Annotated in this window: 16 protein-coding genes and 1 pseudogene; 11 read left to right on the top strand and 6 right to left on the bottom strand. The window is 58.8% G+C overall.

Annotated elements, in window-relative coordinates; genetic code table 11:
- The first annotated feature begins 72 nt into the window (after positions 1-72).
- Positions 73-1,435 (top strand): annotated as a pseudogene (locus LPQ25_RS21230) (IS3-like element ISKpn1 family transposase).
- Positions 1,436-1,566: 131 nt separating this feature from the next.
- A complete protein-coding gene (gspB, locus tag LPQ25_RS21225) occupies positions 1,567-2,124 on the top strand; it encodes a type II secretion system assembly factor GspB (protein WP_014908007.1) in 558 nt (185 codons plus the stop codon).
- A gap of 38 nt (positions 2,125-2,162) precedes the next feature.
- On the opposite strand, the gene gspS is transcribed toward gspB, so the two are convergent.
- Together gspS and LPQ25_RS21215 are read right to left on the bottom strand one after the other, a co-directional pair.
- Positions 2,163-2,537 carry a type II secretion system pilot lipoprotein GspS gene (gene gspS / locus LPQ25_RS21220; protein WP_004194926.1) on the bottom strand — a complete coding sequence of 125 codons (375 nt, stop codon included), beginning with the start codon at positions 2,535-2,537 and terminating at the stop codon, positions 2,163-2,165.
- A gap of 62 nt (positions 2,538-2,599) precedes the next feature.
- Positions 2,600-2,734, bottom strand: a complete 135-nt coding sequence (locus LPQ25_RS21215; protein WP_004220794.1) for a hypothetical protein — start codon at positions 2,732-2,734, stop codon at positions 2,600-2,602.
- Positions 2,735-3,124: 390 nt separating this feature from the next.
- Between LPQ25_RS21215 and mrcB the strand changes: the two genes are divergently transcribed.
- The 5 genes from mrcB (at position 3,125) to fhuB (ending at position 11,831) form a co-directional block, all read left to right on the top strand.
- The gene (mrcB, locus tag LPQ25_RS21210) at positions 3,125-5,677 is read left to right on the top strand and encodes a bifunctional glycosyl transferase/transpeptidase (RefSeq protein ID WP_226340392.1); all 2,553 of its coding nucleotides are present in this window, start codon (positions 3,125-3,127) and stop codon (positions 5,675-5,677) included.
- Positions 5,678-5,911: 234 nt separating this feature from the next.
- Entirely contained in the window at positions 5,912-8,119 is a 2,208-nt protein-coding gene (gene fhuA / locus LPQ25_RS21205) for a ferrichrome porin FhuA (RefSeq protein WP_004178624.1), read from the top strand.
- A 45-nt stretch (positions 8,120-8,164) separates the two neighbouring features.
- Entirely contained in the window at positions 8,165-8,962 is a 798-nt protein-coding gene (gene fhuC / locus LPQ25_RS21200) for a Fe3+-hydroxamate ABC transporter ATP-binding protein FhuC (protein ID WP_012737422.1), read from the top strand.
- Positions 8,962-9,852, top strand: coding sequence for a Fe(3+)-hydroxamate ABC transporter substrate-binding protein FhuD (fhuD, locus tag LPQ25_RS21195; RefSeq protein ID WP_014908006.1), 891 nt, complete (start codon positions 8,962-8,964; stop codon positions 9,850-9,852). Before fhuC ends, fhuD begins: the two co-directional genes overlap by 1 nt.
- The gene (fhuB, locus tag LPQ25_RS21190) at positions 9,849-11,831 is read left to right on the top strand and encodes a Fe(3+)-hydroxamate ABC transporter permease FhuB (protein ID WP_004147134.1); all 1,983 of its coding nucleotides are present in this window, start codon (positions 9,849-9,851) and stop codon (positions 11,829-11,831) included. Before fhuD ends, fhuB begins: the two co-directional genes overlap by 4 nt.
- 136 nt (positions 11,832-11,967) lie before the next feature.
- Here the strand turns inward: fhuB and hemL are convergent, their stop codons facing one another.
- Positions 11,968-13,248, bottom strand: coding sequence for a glutamate-1-semialdehyde 2,1-aminomutase (gene hemL / locus LPQ25_RS21185; RefSeq protein ID WP_012737424.1), 1,281 nt, complete (start codon positions 13,246-13,248; stop codon positions 11,968-11,970).
- Between the two features lie 180 nt (positions 13,249-13,428).
- Here hemL and clcA point away from each other — a divergent pair, with 180 nt between their 5' ends.
- A complete protein-coding gene (gene clcA, locus LPQ25_RS21180; RefSeq protein ID WP_004151932.1) occupies positions 13,429-14,847 on the top strand; it encodes a H(+)/Cl(-) exchange transporter ClcA in 1,419 nt (472 codons plus the stop codon).
- A gap of 81 nt (positions 14,848-14,928) precedes the next feature.
- Positions 14,929-15,273: an iron-sulfur cluster insertion protein ErpA gene (erpA, locus tag LPQ25_RS21175; protein ID WP_002889275.1), complete on the top strand. Its 345-nt coding sequence runs from the start codon at positions 14,929-14,931 to the stop codon at positions 15,271-15,273.
- A 71-nt stretch (positions 15,274-15,344) separates the two neighbouring features.
- On the opposite strand, the gene LPQ25_RS21170 is transcribed toward erpA, so the two are convergent.
- From LPQ25_RS21170 to mtnN, 3 genes are read right to left on the bottom strand one after another with little or no spacing between them, the layout of a single operon-like run.
- On the bottom strand, positions 15,345-15,968 hold the full coding sequence (locus LPQ25_RS21170) for a TRIC cation channel family protein (RefSeq protein WP_002889277.1): 624 nt from the start codon (positions 15,966-15,968) through the stop codon (positions 15,345-15,347).
- A 36-nt stretch (positions 15,969-16,004) separates the two neighbouring features.
- Complete coding sequence (gene btuF, locus LPQ25_RS21165) at positions 16,005-16,805, bottom strand: vitamin B12 ABC transporter substrate-binding protein BtuF (protein WP_002889279.1); 801 nt, start codon at positions 16,803-16,805, stop codon at positions 16,005-16,007.
- The gene (mtnN, locus tag LPQ25_RS21160) at positions 16,798-17,496 is read right to left on the bottom strand and encodes a 5'-methylthioadenosine/S-adenosylhomocysteine nucleosidase (protein WP_002889282.1); all 699 of its coding nucleotides are present in this window, start codon (positions 17,494-17,496) and stop codon (positions 16,798-16,800) included. Before mtnN ends, btuF begins: the two co-directional genes overlap by 8 nt.
- An 83-nt stretch (positions 17,497-17,579) precedes the next feature.
- Here mtnN and dgt point away from each other — a divergent pair, with 83 nt between their 5' ends.
- Both dgt and degP read left to right on the top strand, forming a co-directional pair.
- Positions 17,580-19,094 carry a dGTPase gene (dgt, locus tag LPQ25_RS21155; RefSeq protein WP_004145871.1) on the top strand — a complete coding sequence of 505 codons (1,515 nt, stop codon included), beginning with the start codon at positions 17,580-17,582 and terminating at the stop codon, positions 19,092-19,094.
- 134 nt (positions 19,095-19,228) lie between these two features.
- Positions 19,229-20,662, top strand: coding sequence for a serine endoprotease DegP (degP, locus tag LPQ25_RS21150; RefSeq protein ID WP_011977675.1), 1,434 nt, complete (start codon positions 19,229-19,231; stop codon positions 20,660-20,662).
- Positions 20,663-20,771: the final 109 nt, after the last annotated feature.

Below are 20,771 nucleotides of genomic sequence, written 5' to 3'. Positions count from 1 at the left end.
ATCTGTAGGCCCGCGCAAGCGCATGGACTGCACCCCAAAAGTTGGACACCCAACTGAGTAAGGTGCAATTTTATGGCTAAACCAAAGTATTCCCCTGAAACAAAACTGGCTGTGGTTAATCATTATTTGTCCGGTAAAGACGGAGAACAGAGTACAGCCGACCTTTTTGGTATTGAAAGAACATCTGTCCGTCGCTGGGTCAGGGCATGGCAGTTCCACGGTGCAGAAGGCCTGACTGCAAAAAATAATCATTATTCCGATGAATTTAAACTCGTGGTCGTCCGGGCGGTTATCAGTGACCGCCTGACGATGCGTGAAGCGGCTGCCCGGTTTAATCTCTCCGCAGAAATACTTGTCCGGCGCTGGCTCGACGTGTACAACGATGCCGGAGCGGAAGGTCTTTTAAACATGCAATGCGGACGGCCCGGACAAATGACAAAGCCAAAAAATATCCCACCACTGACAGATAAAGAGCTGGAAAAACTCTCCCCGAAGAGCTCAGGGCCGAACTGCGTTATCTGCGGGCAGAGAATGCCTATCTAAAAAAGTTGAAAGCCTTGGTTCAGAGCGAAAAAAATGGCAAAAAGCCCTGATAATCAGTGAACTAAGGCATGAACACGCTCTGCGGGACCTTCTGCGGGCGGCCGGTATGTCCCGTAGCACGTGGTATTACAATATGAATGCACTGAAGCAAGGGGACAGGTATGCGGGTCTTAAAGAGAACATCAGGAAGATATACCACTATCACAAAGGTCGTTATGGCTACCGCAGGATCACGCTCGCACTGAGAAAACAGGGGCTGCGGATAAACCATAAAACAGTGCAGCGGCTGATGGCAGAACTGTCACTCCGGTCTGTGATAAGGGCGAAAAAATATCGTGCCTGGAAAGGGAGAACGGGCGAGGCCGCGCCCAATATCCTGAGCCGGAACTTCGGTGCGTCAAAAGCCAACGAAAAATGGGTAACAGATGTGACAGAGTTCCCGGTACAGGGAAAAAAGCTTTACCTGTCGTCAGTTCTCGATCTGTTTAACCGGGAGGTTATCGCCTACAGCCTGTCGGAAAGGCCGGTGATGGAGATGGTGAATACGATGCTGGACGGTGCGTTCCCGAAGCTCAGACCGGGAGATGCTCCGCTGCTGCACTCGGATCAGGGCTGGCATTACAGGATGAGGAGCTATCAGGAACGTTTAAAGGCGCATGGGATGACGCAGAGTATGTCGCGTAAAGGAAACTGCCTGGATAATGCAGTGATGGAAAACTTCTTCGGGACCCTGAAATCGGAGTGTTTTTATCTGAGGGAGTTCAGGAGTGTCAGTGCGCTAAGAAAAGCCGTAGAGGACTATATCCATTACTACAACAACGAGCGGATAAGCCTGAAATTAAAAGGCCTGAGTCCGGTAGAGTACCGAACCCAGGCTCTGAGAGCCGCTTAATATGAACCATCCAACTTTATGGGGTCAGTCCAGTAGCGCCGCCGGGCAATTCCTGAAGATTGCACTTTGTCAGCAGTCTGGGGCATCCGTAAGGGCGCCTTCTCGTTATCGTGAGGGAACAGGAGACGGTTGTGATTGTTCGTGATGATAGTGAAAGAGGCATCCCGCCTCTGGTGGCGCATCAGCCGCCGTCCGCGCAGGCAGACGCGCCGGTGAGTCGCGGTCGGATGGTGCAGATCCCCGGCTGGATTATCCCGCTGTACGCCGGATTATTTATCGCGCTCGGCTGGTTTGGCGGCGAGCAGTGGCGCCATCCGTCACCGCCGCAAACGCTGCCCTTGCCGGTGGCGCATGCGGCGCTTCTGCCGTTAACCGCCGCCGGGGAGACCGCGCCAAAAAACCCGCCGTCGGCGGTAAAAGCCAGCGCGCCCGCGGCGCCGGAAGTGGACAGCGATACGCTGCCGCCTCTGCGCTACAGCGCCCATGTCTACGCCTCGCGACCGGAAAAGCGCAGCATTGTATTAAACGGCAAAGCGTGGACGGAGGGCGATTCACCCCTGCCGAACCTGGTGGTGGAGCAGATCCAGCAGGATGTGACGATCTTCAGCTTCAACGGCACGACCTTTACCCTCGCGGCGCTGGAGGACTGGCCGGGCGGAAAAATTGACGAGGAGCCGAAAGAGGAATAAAAGCGCGCACAATAACCGGCGCGCTGAGGATATTTCGCTTAGTCGCTGCGCAAGCTGGCAATAAATGGCGCGAGCTGACGATTAAATTGACTGCACTGTGTGGCTTCCGGGGTACTGTCCTGTAAAAGCTGTTGGTAAAGCCGGTCGCTATTTTGGCTTAACGTCGCCACGTCAATATTTCCCCATCCGCGCGCTTTACCGACATTCACCGCTGCCCGATATATCGTTTCATCGGCGGGGAGATCGCTACGATTACATTTATTCTTGAGATAGCGCGTCCCGGCCGCCACGGACGAGAGCTGCTCGAGCTGCGCCTGGCTGCTGATGGCCGGGCTGAGCGTTGAGGCAGGTTTTTGTTGGCAGCCAGAGAGAAGGGCTACCATGCAAAGCGGAAATATAAGCGGAATACGCATCATAGAGTAATCAAAATAATGAATCACTGGCCGCTAGTTTAACAAATATTTCCCTGGTGTCATCATAAAATATTATTCTGCATAAATGTTAACAGGCTCTCATTTTTATCAGCGGAAAGGCGCTTAATCGACTTTACTTTTATCAATAATAAACGTTGGCGCTGGGAAAATATATTTTCATCCGCGGATGATGCCACTGCGTTGACCGGCAGGAAGCGCGCCGTTTTTTATGTTATTAAAAAACATACTCTTTCCCATCTTGTTACGTGTGCAGGAGGTAAAATGCTGGTTAAGAATGTCGCATTTTAGTGCTATCCTGTATGCCCTGAACATTACGTGCTATGTTCTGACTTATTCTGCCGATGATGCGTTTAACACAATGATTTTATGGTGAATTTTTATTGTTAGTATCATGTAACATGAAGCAAACCAACCCTCTGAAAGGCTGGCGGCGCGTCCTGCCTGCCAGCAGGTTGTCGTCCGAAGGATAAGCAGCCTGGACGTTAATTTGAGAGATTTCTTCTTCCTCTGAACAGGGGAAGTATTGAGAATCAGGCCTTTGCGCCTGAACGTTGCGGAGAAAAAGCATGGCGGGAGATGACCGCGAGCCTATCGGACGTAAGGGAAGACCCTCACGTCCGACTAAACAGAAAGTCACCCGTCGCCGGGTCCGGGAAGAGGACTACGACGACGAGTATGATGACGATGATTATGAGGATGAGAAACCGGTGCCGAGAAAAGCCAAAGGCAAAGGTGGCAAGCCTCGTCGGAAGCGCAGCTGGCTGTGGCTGCTGGTCAAGCTGGGGATTGTCTTCGCGGTGCTGATTGCCGCCTATGGCGTCTACCTCGACCAGAAAATCCGCAGCCGCATTGACGGTAAAGTCTGGGAGCTGCCGGCCGCGGTCTATGGCCGGATGGTCAACCTTGAGCCGGACATGCAGATCAGCAAAAACGAGATGGTGCGTCTGCTCAACGCCACGCAGTATCGCCAGGTCAGCGCGATGACGCGCCCCGGCGAATATACCGTGCAGGCTAACAGCATCGAGATGATCCGTCGTCCGTTCGATTTCCCGGACAGTAAGGAAGGGCAGGTGCGCGCGCGTCTTACTTTCGACGGCGACCATCTTGAGACCATCGAGAATATGGATAATAACCGCCAGTTCGGTTTCTTCCGCCTCGATCCGCGCCTTATCACCATGCTGCAGTCGCCGAACGGCGAGCAGCGCCTGTTCGTGAAGCGCAGCGGCTTCCCCGATCTGCTGGTGGATACCCTGCTGGCGACCGAAGACCGCCACTTCTATGAGCACGATGGGATCAGTCTCTACTCCATCGGCCGCGCGGTGCTGGCGAACCTGACGGCAGGCCGAACGGTGCAGGGGGCGAGTACCCTGACCCAACAGCTGGTGAAAAACCTGTTCCTCTCCAGCGAACGCTCCTACTGGCGTAAAGCCAACGAAGCGTATATGGCGCTGATCGTCGACGCCCGCTACAGCAAGGATCGCATCCTTGAGCTGTATATGAACGAGGTGTACCTCGGCCAGAGCGGCGATAACGAAATTCGCGGCTTCCCGCTGGCCAGCCTGTATTACTTCGGCCGTCCGGTGGAAGAGCTGAGCCTCGACCAGCAGGCGCTGCTGGTGGGGATGGTGAAAGGGGCGTCGGTCTATAACCCGTGGCGTAACCCGAAACTGGCCCTTGAACGACGCAATCTGGTGCTGCGTCTGCTGCAGCAGCAGCAGGTTATCGACCAGGAGCTGTACGACATGCTCAGCGCCCGTCCGCTGGGCGTGCAGCCGCGCGGCGGGGTGATTTCACCGCAGCCGGCGTTTATGCAGATGGTTCGTCAGGAACTGCAGGCGAAGCTGGGCGATAAAGTGAAAGATCTCTCCGGCGTGAAGATCTTCACCACTTTCGACTCGGTGGCGCAGGATGCGGCGGAAAAAGCGGCCTCCGAAGGGATCCCGGTTCTGAAGAAACAGCGTAAGCTGGCAGACCTGGAAACCGCCATGGTGGTGGTTGACCGCTTCACCGGCGAAGTGCGGGCGATGGTCGGCGGCGCGGAGCCGCAGTTCGCCGGTTATAACCGCGCGATGCAGGCCCGCCGATCGATTGGTTCTCTGGCCAAGCCGGCGACCTATCTGACCGCGCTGAGCCAGCCGAATCAGTATCGCCTGAATACCTGGATCGCCGATGCGCCGGTGACGATTCGCCTGTCCAACGGTCAGACGTGGTCCCCGCAGAACGACGATCGTCGTTTCAGCGGTCAGGTGATGCTGGTCGATGCCCTGACTCGCTCGATGAACGTCCCGACGGTTAACCTCGGGATGGCGCTGGGCTTGCCGGCGGTAGTCGATACCTGGACTAAACTGGGGGCGCCGAAGAATCAGCTCAACGCGGTGCCGTCGATGCTGCTTGGCGCGCTGAACCTGACGCCGATTGAAGTGGCCCAGGCCTTCCAGACCATCGCCAGCGGTGGGAACCGTGCGCCGCTTTCCGCGCTGCGGTCAGTGATTGCCGAAGATGGCACTGTGCTCTACCAGAGCTATCCGCAGGCGGAGCGCGCGGTGCCTGCCCAGGCGGCCTACATGACGCTGTGGACTATGCAGCAGGTGGTGCAGCGCGGTACGGGGCGTCAGCTGGGGGCGAAGTATCCGGGCCTGCATCTGGCGGGGAAAACCGGGACCACCAACAATAACGTCGATACCTGGTTCGCCGGCATCGACGGTAGTCAGGTGACCATCACCTGGGTGGGTCGCGACAATAACCAGCCGACCAAACTGTACGGCGCCAGCGGCGCGATGTCGATTTACCAGCGCTATCTGGCGAACCAGACGCCAACGCCGCTGGTGCTGACGGTGCCGGAAGACGTGGTTGATATGGGCGTGGACAGCAACGGCAACTTCGTCTGCAGCGGCGGTATGCGTTCGCTGCCGGTCTGGACCACGCAGCCGGATGCGCAGTGCCGTCAGGGCGAAATGATGCAACAGCAGCAGTTGCAGCAACAGGAAGCGAAAAATCCGTTTAATCAGTCCGGGCAGCAGCCGCCGCCGCAGCAGCAACAGCAGCAACAGCCGCCGAAGCAGCAGGAAAAGAGCGACGGCGTCGCGGGCTGGATCAAGGATATGTTCGGCAGTAACTGATTTTGATCGCACGACCAGACCCCTTAATACGAAAGTATTAAGGGGTTTTTTTATGCCTGTAAAAAAGTTAACGGCTCTTTAACTCCATAATAACTATCTGGTTATTAATTCAGCCTTCGACCGGCGGCGACAGGCATATCGCTTGCCTTGCCTTCGACGTTTCGCCTATTATATCGCCCGTCATAATAATAATTCTCGTTTACGTTATCATTCACTTTCATCAGAGATATACCCATGGCGCGTCCAAAAACTGCTCAGCCAAATCACTCGCTGCGTAAAGTCGCAGCTGTAGTAGCCACGGCGGTTAGCGGCATGTCTGTCTACGCACAGGCAGCAGAACAACCGAAGCAAGAAGAAACTATCACCGTCGTTGCCGCCCCGGCCGCCCAGGAAAGCGCCTGGGGACCGGCGCCGACTATCGCGGCAAAACGCTCCGCCACGGCGACCAAAACCGATACCCCGATTGAAAAAACGCCGCAGTCTGTGTCGGTGGTGACGCGCCAGGAGATGGAGATGCGCCAGCCGACGACGGTAAAAGAGGCGCTCTCCTATACGCCAAGCGTCTTCTCTACTCGCGGCAGTTCGACCACCTATGACGTGGTCACCATTCGCGGCTTCACCACCTCGACGACCGTCAACACCAACCAGTATCTGGACGGCATGAAGCTGCAGGGGAATAACTACTCTGAAGTCTCCATGGATCCTTACTTCCTCGAGCGTGTGGAAGTGATGCGCGGGCCAACCTCGGTGCTGTACGGCAACAGCAACCCGGGCGGTATCGTCAGCATGGTCAGCAAGCGCCCGACTACCGAGCCGCTGAAAGAAGTGCAGTTTAAGATGGGCACCGACAATCTGTGGCAGACCGGGTTTGACTTTAGCGACGCCATTGATGATGCCGGCGTTTGGTCGTATCGCCTGACCGGCCTTGGCCGCAGTCAGGATGCCCAGCAGCAGATGGCGAAATCGACCCGCTACGCGGTGGCGCCCTCCTTTAGCTGGCGTCCGGACGATAAAACTGACTTCACCTTCCTGAGCAACTTCCAGAATGACCCGGATGCGGGCTACTACGGCTGGCTGCCGCGCGAAGGCACCGTGGTGCCGTATTACGACGCCAACGGTAAGGCGCACAAGCTGCCGACCGATTTCAACGAAGGCGAGTCCGATAATAAAATCTCCCGCCGCCAGAAGATGGTGGGCTACAGCTTCTCCCATCAGTTCGATGACACCTTTACCGTGCGGCAGAACCTGCGCTATGCCGATGTGCATACGCTCTATCGTTCGGTATACGGCAACGGCTATGTCGCGCCGGGCTACATGAATCGCGCCTACGTGCGCTCCGACGAGCACCTGAACACCTTCACCGTCGATACCCAGCTGCAGTCTGATTTCGCCACCGGCGCGGTCAGCCATACGCTGCTGACCGGCGTGGACTACTCGCGGATGCGTAACGATGTGGATGCCGACTACGGGACGGCGGATCCTATCAGCATGAGCAATCCGCAGTACGGCAATCCGAATATTCAGGTCACCTTCCCGTACGCGGTCCTCAACCGGATGGAGCAGACCGGCCTGTACGCGCAGGATCAGATGGAGTGGGATAAATGGGTGATGACCCTGGGCGGCCGTTACGATTACGCCACGACCTCAACGTTAACCCGCGCCACCAACAGCCTGGCGGAGAATCACGACCAGCAGTTCAGCTGGCGCGGCGGCATCAACTACCTGTTCGATAACGGCATCTCTCCGTACTTCAGCTACAGCGAATCGTTTGAACCGGTATCGGGTTCTAACAGCCGCGGCCAGCCGTTCGATCCGTCGCGCGGTAAGCAGTATGAAGCCGGCGTGAAATACGTGCCGAAAGATATGCCGGTGGTGGTCACCGCGGCGGTCTATCAGCTGACCAAAGACAAGAACCTGACGGCTGATCCAGCTAACCAGGCGTTCAGCATCCAGACCGGCGAGATCCGCTCCCGCGGCCTTGAGCTGGAGGCGAAGGCGGCGGTGAACGCCAATATTAACGTCACCGCGGCCTACAGCTACACCGATGCGGAGTACACTCACGATACGGTGTTCAACGGCAAACGTCCGGCGGAAGTGCCGCGTAACATGGCCTCCCTGTGGGCGGATTATACCTTCCACGAAACCGCGCTGAGCGGTCTGACGATTGGGGCCGGGGCGCGCTATATCGGTTCAACGGTCAGCTACTACAAAAATGACACCAGCACCGGTAAGAAAAATGATGCCTTTAGTGTGGCCGGTTATGCGCTGATGGATGCGACGGTGAAATACGATCTGGCGCGCTTTGGCCTGCCGGGATCGTCGGTCGGCGTCAACGTCAACAACCTGTTCGACCGCGAATATGTCTCCAGTTGCTACAGCGAATACGCCTGCTACTGGGGGGCCGGACGTCAGGTCGTCGCCACCGCCACCTTCCGTTTCTAACCACCTACGGGCGCGGTTCGCCGCGCCCTCTATCAGGTTATCGCTATGCAGGAACAGACTCCGCACGCAGAAACCACCTTCGCGCTGGATCGCGTCACTTTCCGTGTGCCTGGCCGCACATTGCTCCATCCGCTCTCGCTCACCTTCCCGACCGGAAAAGTCACAGGCCTGATCGGCCATAATGGCTCCGGCAAATCGACGTTACTGAAAATGCTTGGCCGTCATCAGCCGCCCTCCGCAGGCGAAGTGCTGCTGGACGGGCAGCCGCTGGAGAGCTGGGGCAGCAAAGCCTTTGCCCGCAAAGTGGCCTATCTGCCGCAGCAGCTGCCGGCGGCCGAAGGTATGACGGTGCGCGAGCTGGTGGCGATCGGCCGCTATCCATGGCACGGCGCGCTGGGTCGCTTTGGCGCAGCGGACCGTGAGAAAGTAGAAGAGGCGATTGCGCTGGTGGGGCTGAAGCCGCTCGCTCATCGTCTGGTGGACAGCCTCTCCGGCGGTGAACGCCAGCGGGCGTGGATCGCCATGCTGGTGGCGCAGGACAGTCGCTGCCTGCTGCTCGATGAACCCACCTCGGCGCTGGATATTGCTCATCAAGTCGATGTTCTGGCGCTGGTGCATCGTCTCAGCCAGCAGCGCGGCCTGACGGTGATCGCCGTCCTGCACGATATTAATATGGCGGCCCGCTATTGCGACTATCTGGTGGCCCTGCGCGGCGGAGAAATGATTGCTCAGGGGACGCCGGCGGAACTGATGCGCAGCGACACTCTGGAACAGATCTACGGCATCCCGATGGGGATCCTGCCACACCCGGCCGGTGCGGCGCCGGTAAGCTTTGTCTATTGATGATGAACCCAACTCTGATAACCCGACGCCGCCTGCTGATCGCGATGGCGCTCTCGCCGCTGCTGTGGCAGATGCGCGGCGCGCAGGCGGCCGACGTCGACCCGCAGCGCGTGGTCGCCCTGGAGTGGCTGCCTGCGGAGCTGCTGCTGGCGCTCGGCGTGACGCCCTATGGCGTGGCCGATATTCCCAACTATCGCTTGTGGGTGAACGAACCCGCGCTGCCCGACTCGGTGATCGATGTTGGTCTGCGTACCGAACCCAACCTTGAACTGCTGACGCAGATGAAACCGTCGTTTATCGTCTGGTCGGCGGGCTACGGCCCGTCGCCGGAGAAGCTGGCGCGTATCGCGCCCGGCCGCGGTTTCACCTTCAGCGACGGCAAACGGCCGCTGGCGATGGCCCAGCGTTCGCTACTGGAAATGGCCGATCTGCTGGGCAAAACGCAGCAGGCGAAGAGCCATCTGGCGGAGTTCGACGCGCTGATGGAGAGTCTGCGTCCGCGTTTTGCCGGGCGCGGCGATCGTCCGTTGCTGATGATCTCTCTGCTCGATCCCCGCCACGTGCTGGTGTTTGGCGAAAACTGCCTGTTCCAGGAGGTGCTTGATCGCTTTGGTATTAAAAACGCCTGGCACGGTGAAGCGGCATTCTGGGGAAGCGTTAGCGTTGGCATCGACAGGCTGGCGGCATTTAACGAAGCCGATGTCATCTGTTTCGACCATGGCAATGAGCGAGATATGGCTCAACTGCTGGCGACGCCGCTATGGCAGGCGATGCCCTTCGTGCGCGCGGGCCGCTTCCAGCGCGTTCCGGCGGTTTGGTTCTACGGCGCGACGCTGTCAGCGATGCATTTTGCCCGCGTGCTGGCTGATGCCCAGGGGAGTCCGGCATGAATACGCGTCTCTCGCCGTTAGCTATTATCCTGCTGGCCGGGCTGCTGGGCGTCGCCTTCGCGCTGAGCATCGTCAACCTCAATGTCGCCTTGCCCTATGCGCAGTGGCGGCAGGCGCTGTGGCAGCCGGATGTCGATGATATAGCCCAAATGCTGTTTCATTACAGTTTGTTACCGAGACTGGCTGTTGCGCTGCTGGTGGGCGCCGGGCTGGGACTGGTTGGCGTCCTGTTCCAGCAGGTGCTGCGTAATCCGCTGGCGGAACCGACCACCCTTGGCGTCGCCACCGGCGCGCAGCTGGGGATAACGGTCACCACGTTATGGGCTATTCCCGGCGTGCTGGCGTCGCAATTCGCCGCGCTGGCCGGGGCCTGTCTGGTGGGCGCGCTGGTGTTTGGCGTCTCGTGGGGTAAGCGCCTGTCGCCGGTAACGCTGATCCTGGCGGGGCTGGTGGTCAGCCTTTACTGTGGCGCGCTGAACCAGCTGATGGTGATTTTCCATCACGACCAGCTGCAAAGCATGTTCCTGTGGAGCACCGGGACGCTGACGCAGACCGACTGGAGCGTAGCGCAGCGCCTGTGGCCGCAGCTGCTTGGCGGGGCAATACTCACCTTGCTGCTGCTGCGGCCGCTGACCCTGATGGGGCTCGATGACGGGGTGGCGCGTAACCTCGGGCTGGCGCTGTCCCTGGCGCGCCTCGGCGCCCTGACGCTGGCGATTGTCATCAGCGCGCTGCTGGTGAACGCGGTAGGGATTATCGGCTTTATCGGCCTGTTCGCGCCGCTGCTGGCGAAAATGCTTGGCGCCCGTCGGCTGCTGGCGCGGCTGCTGCTGGCGGCGCTGATCGGCGCGCTGCTCCTGTGGCTTTCCGATCAGGTGATCCTCTGGCTGAGCCGGGTATGGCGGGAAGTCTCCACCGGCTCGGTCACCGCCCTGATTGGCGCGCCGCTGCTGCTGTGGCTGCTGCCGCGGTTGCGTAGCATCAGCGCCCCGGTGATGAACGGCGGCGATAATGTGCAGCCTGAGCGCTATCATGTGCAATGGTTTGTTCTCGCAGGCGTCGCGTTGCTGCTGCTGGCGGTGAGCGTGGCGCTGGCCTTTGGTCGCGATGCCCACGGCTGGCTGTGGGCCCACGGCGATCTGCTGGAGCAACTCCTGCCCTGGCGCTGGCCGCGGGTGCTGTCGGCCCTGTTCGCCGGGGTCATGCTGGCGGTCGCCGGCTGTATTATCCAGCGCCTGACCGGCAACCCGATGGCCAGCCCGGAAGTGCTGGGCATCAGCTCCGGCGCGGCTTTTGGCGTGGTGCTGATGCTGTTCTTCGTGCCTGGCGACGCCTTTGGCTGGCTGCTGCCGGCCGGCAGCCTTGGCGCGGCGGCCACCTTGCTGATCATTATGCTCGCCGCCGGGCGCGGCGGCTTCTCGCCGCATCGGATGCTGCTGGCGGGGATGGCGCTGAGCACCGCCTTCACTATGCTGCTGATGATGCTGCAGGCCAGCGGCGATCCGCGTATGGCGCAGATCCTGACGTGGATCTCGGGGTCGACATATAGCGCGACGCCGGAGAGGGTTGTGCGTAGCGGCGCGGTAATGCTGGCGCTGCTGGCGCTGGCGCCGCTCTGTCGTCGCTGGTTAACCATCCTGCCGCTGGGCGGGGAGGCGGCGCGAGCGGTGGGCATGGCGCTGACGTCATCGCGGATTGTTCTGCTGCTGCTGGCGGCCTGCCTGACGGCGGCGGCGACGCTGACCATCGGCCCGCTGAGCTTTGTCGGGCTGATGGCGCCGCATATCGCGCGGATGATGGGCTTCCGGCGAACCCTACCGCATATGGTGATTTCAGGGCTGACTGGCGGGCTGCTGCTGGTCTTCGCCGACTGGTGCGGACGGATGATGATGTTCCCGTATCAGATCCCGGCGGGGCTACTGTCGACCTTTATCGGCGCGCCTTACTTTATTTATTTGCTGAGAAAGCAGAGTCGCTAACGGTCCTGGATGGCTTCAACATCCCCGGTGGCGCTATCGCTTACCGGGGCTACAGCGCTGTGCGATTTGGTAGCCCGGATAAGGCGCAATGCGCCTCCTCCGGGAAAATCCCTGCGCCACCAGGCATTCAAGCACCTTACAGCTTGGCAAATACCCGGCGCGCGGCGTCGATGGTGTTGTCGATATCTTCTTCGCTGTGGGCCACGGACATAAAGCCGGCCTCAAACGCTGACGGCGCGAGGTACACGCCTTCCTCCAGCATCAGATGGAAGAAGCGCTTGAAGCGTTCAACGTCGCACTTCACCACGTCCTGATAGCAGGTGACGGTTTCGGCATCGGTAAAGAAGATGCCGAACATGCCGCCGACGTTATTGACCACCAGCGGGATCCCGGCGTCACGCGCCGCGTCCAGCAGGCCTTGCGCCAGCTGGTTAGTCAGTTCAGTCAGGGTTTCATGGACCCCCGGCTGCGCCACTTCGTTCAGGCAGGCGAAGCCAGCCGCCATGGCGATCGGGTTGCCGGAGAGGGTGCCCGCCTGATAGACCGGACCGGTGGGCGCCAGAGCGTCCATTACCTCACGACGGCCGCCGAAGGCGCCTACCGGCATCCCGCCGCCGATGATTTTCCCCAGACAGGTCAGATCCGGCTCCACGCCGTAGTAAGCCTGAGCGCCTGCCAGCGCCACGCGGAAGCCGGTCATCACTTCGTCGATAATCAGCAGGGCGCCAAATTCATCGCACAGGGCGCGCAGGCCCGGCAGGAATTCCGGCTGCGGCGGAATGCAGTTCATATTTCCGGCCACCGGCTCGACGATGATGCAGGCGATCTCCTGCGGATACTGCTCGAACGCCGCGCGCACCGAGGCGAGGTCGTTATAAGTGCAGGTCAGGGTATGTTTGGCGAAATCGGCCGGGACGCCCGGCGAGTTCGGCTGGCCGAGGGTCAACGCGCCGGAACCGGCTTTCACCAGCAGGCAGTCGGCATGGCCGTGGTAGCAGCCTTCGAACTTAATGATTTTGTCGCGACCGGTGAAGCCGCGCGCCAGGCGAATGGCGCTCATGGTGGCTTCGGTACCGGAGTTCACCATCCGCACCATATCCATGGTCGGCACCAGCTCGGTCACCAGGGCCGCCATTTTCACTTCCATTTCGGTCGGCGCGCCAAAGCTCAGGCCGCGGGTTGCCGCCTCGATCACCGCATTGCGGATAGCCGGGTGGTTGTGGCCCAGCACCATCGGACCCCAGGAACCGACATAATCGATATAGGCTTTCCCATCCACGTCATAGAGGTAAGCGCCATCCGCGCGTTCGATAAACAGCGGTGTGCCGCCGACGCCGGTGAAAGCGCGCACCGGCGAGTTAACGCCGCCGGGGATCAGTTCGCGCGCAGCGTGATACAGATTTTCAGATTTGCTCATGGCCAGGGTCCTGGTTCGTGAAAAATGTTTTATCGGCTATTCTAAGTTATTCCAGGATGGTTATGAAAGTTTTGCCCAATTGAAACAATGTGCCGCAAGGGCATTTTTTTGACGACGCAGCGCGCCGGGACGGCTAAAATGCCGCTCTCTTCATTTGTATTACCAATAATTGATAACGGCATGAAAGCAGAAACTCCCTCTTTTGAAGCACATCAGTTTGTGCGGGTGCGTCGCGGCGATGCGGTGCGCCGTCTGATTCAACGCGATAAAACGCCGCTGGCGGTGCTGTTTATGGCGGCAGTGGTCGGCACGCTGGCGGGGCTGGTGGGCGTCGCCTTTGAAAAGAGCGTGAACTGGGTGCAGAACCAGCGGATCGGCGCGCTGGCGCAGGTGGCGGACCACTGGTATCTGGTCTGGCCGCTGGCGTTTATCCTGTCGGCGCTGCTGGCGATGGTCGGCTATTTTCTGGTGCGTCGCTTTGCGCCGGAGGCCGGCGGCTCCGGGATTCCGGAAATTGAGGGCGCGCTGGAGGAGCTGCGGCCGGTGCGCTGGTGGCGCGTGCTGCCGGTGAAATTCGTTGGCGGCATGGGGACCCTTGGCGCCGGGATGGTGCTGGGTCGTGAAGGACCGATGGTACAGCTTGGCGGCAACATTGGGCGCATGGTGCTGGACGTTTTCCGCATGCGCAGTCCGGAAGCGCGGCATACGTTGTTGGCGACCGGTGCGGCGTCGGGGCTTTCGGCGGCCTTTAATGCGCCGCTGGCCGGTATTCTGTTTATCATCGAAGAGATGCGCCCGCAGTTCCGCTACAACCTGATCTCCATTAAAGCGGTGTTTACCGGCGTGATCATGTCGAGCATTGTGTTTCGCATTTTCAACGGCGAAGCGGCGATCATTGAGGTGGGTAAACTAAGCAACGCCCCGGTAAATACCCTATGGCTGTATCTGGTGCTGGGCATGCTGTTTGGCTGCTTTGGCCCGCTGTTTAATTTTCTGGTGCTGCGCACTCAGGATCTGTTCCAGCGCATCCACGGCGGCAACATCAAAAAATGGGTGTTGATTGGCGGATTAATCGGCGGGCTCTGCGGTCTGCTGGGGCTGATGCAGCCCTCCGCGGTGGGCGGTGGCTTTAACTTGATCCCTATCGCCGCTGCCGGTAACTTCTCCGTCGGACTGCTGCTGTTTATCTTTATTGCCCGCGTGGTGACCACGCTGATCTGCTTCTCTTCCGGCGCGCCAGGGGGCATTTTCGCGCCTATGTTGGCGCTCGGCACGCTGCTGGGCACGGCGTTCGGCATGGCGGCTATTCCGCTGTTTCCGGCCTACCATCTCGATGCCGGCACCTTCGCGATTGCCGGTATGGGGGCGCTGCTCGCCGCCTCGGTGCGTGCGCCGCTGACCGGGATCGTGCTGGTGCTTGAGATGACCGATAACTATCAGCTCATTTTGCCAATGATTATTACCTGCCTTGGCGCAACACTACTGGCGCAATTCCTCGGCGGTAAGCCTTTGTATTCGACCATTCTGCAGCGTACTCTGGCGAAGCAGGAAGCCGAGCAGGCGGCAAAAGCGCAGCAGGCTCCCCGGGAGAATACTTGAACGATTTACCAGGGTATTAGATAATGGCTCAAAAGGTCCGGTTATTCTTTAACCGGCCGGAAGTATCAATGGGAGCAGAAAATGAGTGATGACGTAGCGTTGCCGCTGGAGTTTACCGAAGCCGCAGCCAATAAAGTGAAACACCTGATTGCGGATGAAGATAATCCGAACCTGAAACTGCGCGTGTATATCACCGGCGGCGGTTGCAGCGGTTTCCAGTATGGCTTCACCTTTGACGATCAGGTGAACGAAGGGGATATGACCATTGAGAAACAGGGCGTCGGCCTGGTGGTTGACCCGATGAGCCTGCAGTATCTGGTCGGCGGCTCGGTCGACTATACCGAAGGGCTGGAAGGTTCGCGCTTTATCGTGACCAATCCGAACGCGAAAAGCACCTGCGGCTGCGGCTCCTCGTTCAGCGTTTAAAGCGAGTTCTCCCCCAGCGGGAGGGAGCAAACCCTAAAAACGGTAACCTTAAGGTTACCGTTTTGCTTTTATTACCGACCGTTATCGTCCAGGGCAAACGTCGGCAGCTTCAGATGCCAGCGAATAGCCGCCAGACGAATTACCAGGGTGACCACCATCCCCATCATTGCCGAATTCTCCAGTGGGAGATGAAAGGTGTCGTGTGCCGTGGCGTGGACAATACCGCCGACGATACAGGCGGTGGCGTAGATTTCGGTACGCAGAATCATAGGAATTTCCCGCGCCAGCACGTCGCGAATAATCCCGCCGCCGACGCCGGTCACCACCCCCATGCACACCGCGACCAGCGGGCCGCTGCCAGCGAGAAAAGCTTTATTGACGCCAATGCCGACAAACACCGCCAGACCGACGGCATCAAGAACGGGCAGGATCCATTTCGGCAGCCGGCGAGGCTGGCGGACCAGCAGGATGGTCAGCATGCTGGTGACCATCGCCACCACCAGATCGGTGGGATCTTTGACCCAGAATACCGGGCCATTCGCCAGCGCCATGTCGCGGATGGTCCCGCCGCCTACCGCCGTCACTACCCCTAACACCAGCACGCCGAATGGGTCCATACGCAGTTTTCCGGCCAGCAGTACGCCGGAGATCGCGAAGACAGCTGTGCCAATAATATCCAGCCAATAGACAAGCATCGTTGATTCCCACTGAACATCCGGTGTGCCGGATGATTATTTTACCTGGTCAAGCGCCGCACAAAGTTGTTTGGCGGCGAGGATAATACGTGGGCCGGCGCGTTCAAACCAGTCGCTGTGTAACGCAATCAACGAAATGGTGAGCTGATGTTGCCAAAAGCGCTGCGCTTCGGCAATGCGGCTGGCATCCCCGGTGACCACGATCGCCTGCGGCTGGCGGGCCAGCACCTGTTCGCGGCTCACCTGCGGCCAGGGAACGCGGCTGGTGGCGAAGATATTCTCGCCGCCGCAAAGCCTTAGCACCTGATCCTGAATCGAACCGGGGCCGCTGGTGAACAGCGGTGCGGAGCCGAACTGCAGGAAGACGCGTTTCTTCGGCGCGTTGGCATAGCGCGCTTTCAACGCATCGTATTCCTGCTGCATCGCCTGCGCCGCCTGCTGTGCTTTTTCCGGCTGCGGGCTCCACTGCGCCAGCTCACGCAGGGTAGCGATGATCTCTTCTATGGTCGAGGTCTGTACCCACAGGACGTGAATACCCAGAGACTGCAGCTGGTTAACCTGGCGTTCGGCATTGCCCCCGCGCCAGGCCAGCACCACGTCTGGCTTGAGCGCCACGATGCGTTCCAGGTTCATTCCCTGCCAGCTGGCAACCTGTTCGATCGTTTTGGCCTGCGAAGGATAATCGGAATAGCTGCTGACGCCGACCGGCGTGATCCCGGCGGCAAAGGCCAGTTCGGTATTGGCGGGGGAGAGGGTGATCACCCGCGGCGCGGCCAGCAGCCACGCCGGGGCGAGTAACAGCAGCGCGGCAAGCGCGAAGGATAGCGACTTAGCCACGTGCCAGGTTCTGTACCAGATTCTCCACCATCAGGGTGGACTGTCTGGCGGCGACCGCAAGGAACTCCTCAAAGCTGAGGTGGGACTGCTGGTCGGCCACGTCGGAGATAGCGCGAACCACTACGAAAGGAACCTTAAAGTTATGGCAGACGTGGGCGATGGCGGTCGCTTCCATTTCCACGGCGATCGCCTGCGGGAAATTATGGCGGATCTTCGCCAGACCGACAGAGCCGTTAATGAAGGCATCCCCGCTAACGATGAGGCCGCGAACGGCGTTGAGATCTAACGCTTTAATGCAGCTCTCTGCGGCGGCCACCAGTTTTTCATCCGCCTTAAAACCCGCCGGGCAGCCAGGGAGCTGGCCGTATTCATAGCCGAAGGCGGTGACGTCGGCGTCGTGGTAGCGCGCTTCATCGGAGACGACGATATCGCCGACCTTCAGCGTCGACGCCAGGCCGCCGGCAGAACCGGTATTAATGATCACGTCAGGCTGGCAGCGCTCCAGCAGCAGGGTCGCGCCCATCGCCGCCGCTACTTTTCCGATACCAGACTTCAGCAGAGCGACGTCAACGCCGTGAAGTTGGCCGGTATAGATTTCGCTTCCGCCAATGGTGATGGTCTGGCGGTTTTCGATTTTGTCGCGCAGAAGGGTAACTTCCTCTTCCATAGCGCCAATAATGCCAATTTTCATAGATTTACTCGCGATGTGTCAGGTTTAGTTGCATAGTCTATCATGCGCTTAAGGGGAAGCGTATTGCTCGCGCGGGAGAGGCTATGGCAAAGATTGATTTTCGCAACAAGATAAACTGGCGTCGACGCTTCCGTTCGCCGCCGCGGGTGGAGACGGAGCGCGACATCCTGCGGATCTTTGAAAGCGATCGGGGACGGATCGTCAACTCGCCGGCAATCCGCCGCCTGCAGCAAAAAACTCAGGTCTTCCCGCTCGAGCGCAACGCGGCGGTGCGCACTCGCCTGACCCACTCGCTGGAGGTGCAGCAGGTGGGGCGCTATATCGCCAAAGAGGTGCTGAGCCGGCTGAAAGAGCTGAGGCTGCTGGAAGAGTATGGCCTGGAAGAGCTGACCGGGCCATTCGAGAGCGTGGTGGAGATGGCCTGCCTGATGCACGATATCGGCAATCCCCCGTTTGGCCATTTTGGCGAAGCGGCGATTAACGACTGGTTCCGTCAGCGCCTGGCGCCCGGCGATGCGCTCGGGCAGCCGCTGACCGACGATCGCTGCGAAGTGCAGGCCTTACGACTGCATGACGGAGAGACATCGCTTAATGCGCTGCGCCGTAAAGTGCGCCAGGATCTCTGCAGCTTTGAGGGCAACGCGCAGGGCATTCGTCTGGTCCATACGCTAATGCGTATGAACCTGACCTGGGCGCAGGTGGGATGTATCCTGAAATATACTCGTCCGGCGTGGTGGTCTGAGGAGACGCCGGCCAGCCACAGTTATTTAATGAAGAAACCTGGCTATTATTTAGCCGAAGAAGAGTATGTCGCGCGTTTGCGTAAAGAACTGGATCTCGCGCCTTACAATCGGTTTCCATTAACCTGGATTATGGAGGCTGCGGATGACATCTCATATTGCGTCGCGGATCTCGAGGACGCGGTGGAAAAACGTATTTTTAGCGCAGAACAGCTCTATCAGCATCTTTACGACGCCTGGGGCAGTCATGAAAAAGGCTCGTTATTTTCGCAGGTAGTAGAAAATGCCTGGGAGAAATCGCGAGCCAATTATCTGAAGCAGAGCGCGGAAGATCAGTTTTTTATGTATTTGCGGGTGAATACGCTGAATAAGCTGGTGCCCTACGCGGCGCGCCGATTTATTGACAACCTGCCGGCAATCTTCACGGGGGACTTTAATCATGCGTTGCTGGAGGACGACAGCGATTGCAGTCAGCTACTGGAGCTCTATAAAAATGTGGCGATGAAACAGGTCTTTAGCCATCCGGATGTTGAGCAGCTGGAATTGCAGGGCTACCGGGTGATCAGCGGCCTGTTGGATATCTATCAGCCGCTGCTGAAATTATCGCTGGAGGATTTCAGCGAATTAGTAGCGCAGGAGCGGGTACGACGTTTACCCATTGCCTCCCGGCTGTATCAGAAACTTTCGACCCGTCACCGGCTGGCCTATGTTGAAGCGGTAAATAAACTGGCGCGTACGGCGCCCGAATTTGCGCTGATGGAATACTATTATCGCTGCCGTCTGATTCAGGACTATATCAGCGGGATGACGGATTTGTATGCGTGGGATGAATATCGGCGACTCATGGCGGTGGAATAGGCTGGAGTTTTGTAAAGATGGACAATAAATTTTTACTTTTTCCAGAAACTTAATTCCGGAACTTAGCGTTATAAAATGACTCTGATAGTCACGTACACAGCAACTTTCGTTACCTGATATTGAGATTGAAACTGATGAAAAAAACCACGTTAGCAATGAGTGCACTGGCTCTGAGTTTAGGTCTGGCGTTGTCCCCGCTCTCTGCGAGCGCGGCAGAAACGGCATCTTCGGCCACTAATGCACAGCAGATGCCAAGCCTGGCCCCGATGCTGGAGAAGGTGATGCCGTCGGTGGTGAGCATTAACGTTGAAGGTAGCACCACCGTTAATACCCCACGGATGCCACGTAACTTCCAGCAGTTCTTTGGCGATAATTCGCCGTTCTGCCAGGATGGCTCTCCTTTCCAGAGTTCGCCGTTTTGCCAGGGCGGCGGACAGGGCGGTCAGCCTGACGGCGGCCAGCAGCAGAAATTTATGGCGCTGGGCTCCGGCGTCATCATTGATGCCGCCAAAGGGTATGTGGTGACCAACAACCACGTCGTGGACAACGCCACCACGATTAAGGTTCAGCTGAGCGATGGCCGTAGGTTTGATGCTAAAGTCGTCGGCAAAGATCCGCGCTCTGATATCGCGCTGATTCAGATTCAGGAGCCAAAAAACCTGACGGCGATTAAGCTTGCCGACTCCGATGCGCTGCGCGTCGGTGATTACACCGTGGCTATCGGCAACCCGTTCGGTCTGGGCGAAACCGTGACCTCCGGGATTGTCTCCGCGCTGGGCCGTAGCGGCCTCAACGTGGAAAACTACGAAAACTTTATCCAGACCGATGCGGCGATTAACCGCGGGAACTCCGGCGGCGCGCTGGTGAACCTCAACGGCGAACTGATCGGTATCAACACCGCCATTCTGGCGCCGGACGGCGGCAACATCGGTATCGGTTTTGCTATCCCAAGCAACATGGTGAAAAACCTGACCGAGCAGATGGTGAAATATGGCCAGGTGAAACGCGGTGAGCTCGGCATTATGGGCACCGAACTGAACTCTGAGCTGGCGAAAGCGATGAAAGTCGATGCCCAGCGCGGGGCCTTCGTCAGCCAGGTAATGCCAGGTTCGGCGGCCGCGAAAGCGGGCATTAAAGCCGGCGATGTCATCACCTCCCTCAACGGGAAAGCGATCAGCAGCTTCGCCGCGCTGCGTGCCCAGGTCGGCACCATGCCTATCGGCAGCAAAGTTGAGCTTGGTCTGTTGCGCGACGGCAAACCGGTGACCGTGACCGTCGAACTGCAGCAGAGCAACCAGACCCAGGTTGACTCCAGCACTATCTTCAACGGGATTGAAGGGGCGGAAATGAGCAATAAGGGTCAGGATAAGGGCGTGGTGGTCAATAATGTGAAAGCCGGTACCCCGGCGGCACAGATTGGCCTCAAGAAAGGCGACGTCATCGTCGGGGCGAATCAGCAGCCGGTGAAAAACATCGCCGATCTGCGGAAAATCTTCGACGCCAAACCGTCCGTACTGGCGCTGAACATTCAGCGCGGCGACGCCTCTATCTATCTGCTGTTGCAGTAACCGCCAGCGCTCGCTTCCCAGCCCCTTCCCTCGCCGAGGGCAGGGGCTTTTTTCGTTCTGTGACCGCCCCCACAACTCCACATATCTCACCCCGGCTTAGTGCAAATGC

This window comes from Klebsiella sp. KPN54798 (genome assembly GCF_021184225.1).
Taxonomy (GTDB): domain Bacteria; phylum Pseudomonadota; class Gammaproteobacteria; order Enterobacterales; family Enterobacteriaceae; genus Klebsiella; species Klebsiella pneumoniae.
This window is presented reverse-complemented; position numbering and strand designations above follow the sequence as displayed.

Coding starts and splice junctions, on each gene's coding strand:
- hemL (WP_012737424.1), bottom strand. CDS start 13,248: ATGAGCAAATCTGAAAATCTGTATCACGCTGCGCGCGAACTGATCCCC.
- clcA (WP_004151932.1), top strand. CDS start 13,429: ATGAAAGCAGAAACTCCCTCTTTTGAAGCACATCAGTTTGTGCGGGTG.
- LPQ25_RS21170 (WP_002889277.1), bottom strand. CDS start 15,968: ATGCTTGTCTATTGGCTGGATATTATTGGCACAGCTGTCTTCGCGATC.
- degP (WP_011977675.1), top strand. CDS start 19,229: ATGAAAAAAACCACGTTAGCAATGAGTGCACTGGCTCTGAGTTTAGGT.
- fhuC (WP_012737422.1), top strand. CDS start 8,165: ATGCAGGAACAGACTCCGCACGCAGAAACCACCTTCGCGCTGGATCGC.
- fhuB (WP_004147134.1), top strand. CDS start 9,849: ATGAATACGCGTCTCTCGCCGTTAGCTATTATCCTGCTGGCCGGGCTG.
- mtnN (WP_002889282.1), bottom strand. CDS start 17,496: ATGAAAATTGGCATTATTGGCGCTATGGAAGAGGAAGTTACCCTTCTG.
- mrcB (WP_226340392.1), top strand. CDS start 3,125: ATGGCGGGAGATGACCGCGAGCCTATCGGACGTAAGGGAAGACCCTCA.
- gspS (WP_004194926.1), bottom strand. CDS start 2,537: ATGCGTATTCCGCTTATATTTCCGCTTTGCATGGTAGCCCTTCTCTCT.
- fhuA (WP_004178624.1), top strand. CDS start 5,912: ATGGCGCGTCCAAAAACTGCTCAGCCAAATCACTCGCTGCGTAAAGTC.
- dgt (WP_004145871.1), top strand. CDS start 17,580: ATGGCAAAGATTGATTTTCGCAACAAGATAAACTGGCGTCGACGCTTC.
- erpA (WP_002889275.1), top strand. CDS start 14,929: ATGAGTGATGACGTAGCGTTGCCGCTGGAGTTTACCGAAGCCGCAGCC.
- fhuD (WP_014908006.1), top strand. CDS start 8,962: ATGATGAACCCAACTCTGATAACCCGACGCCGCCTGCTGATCGCGATG.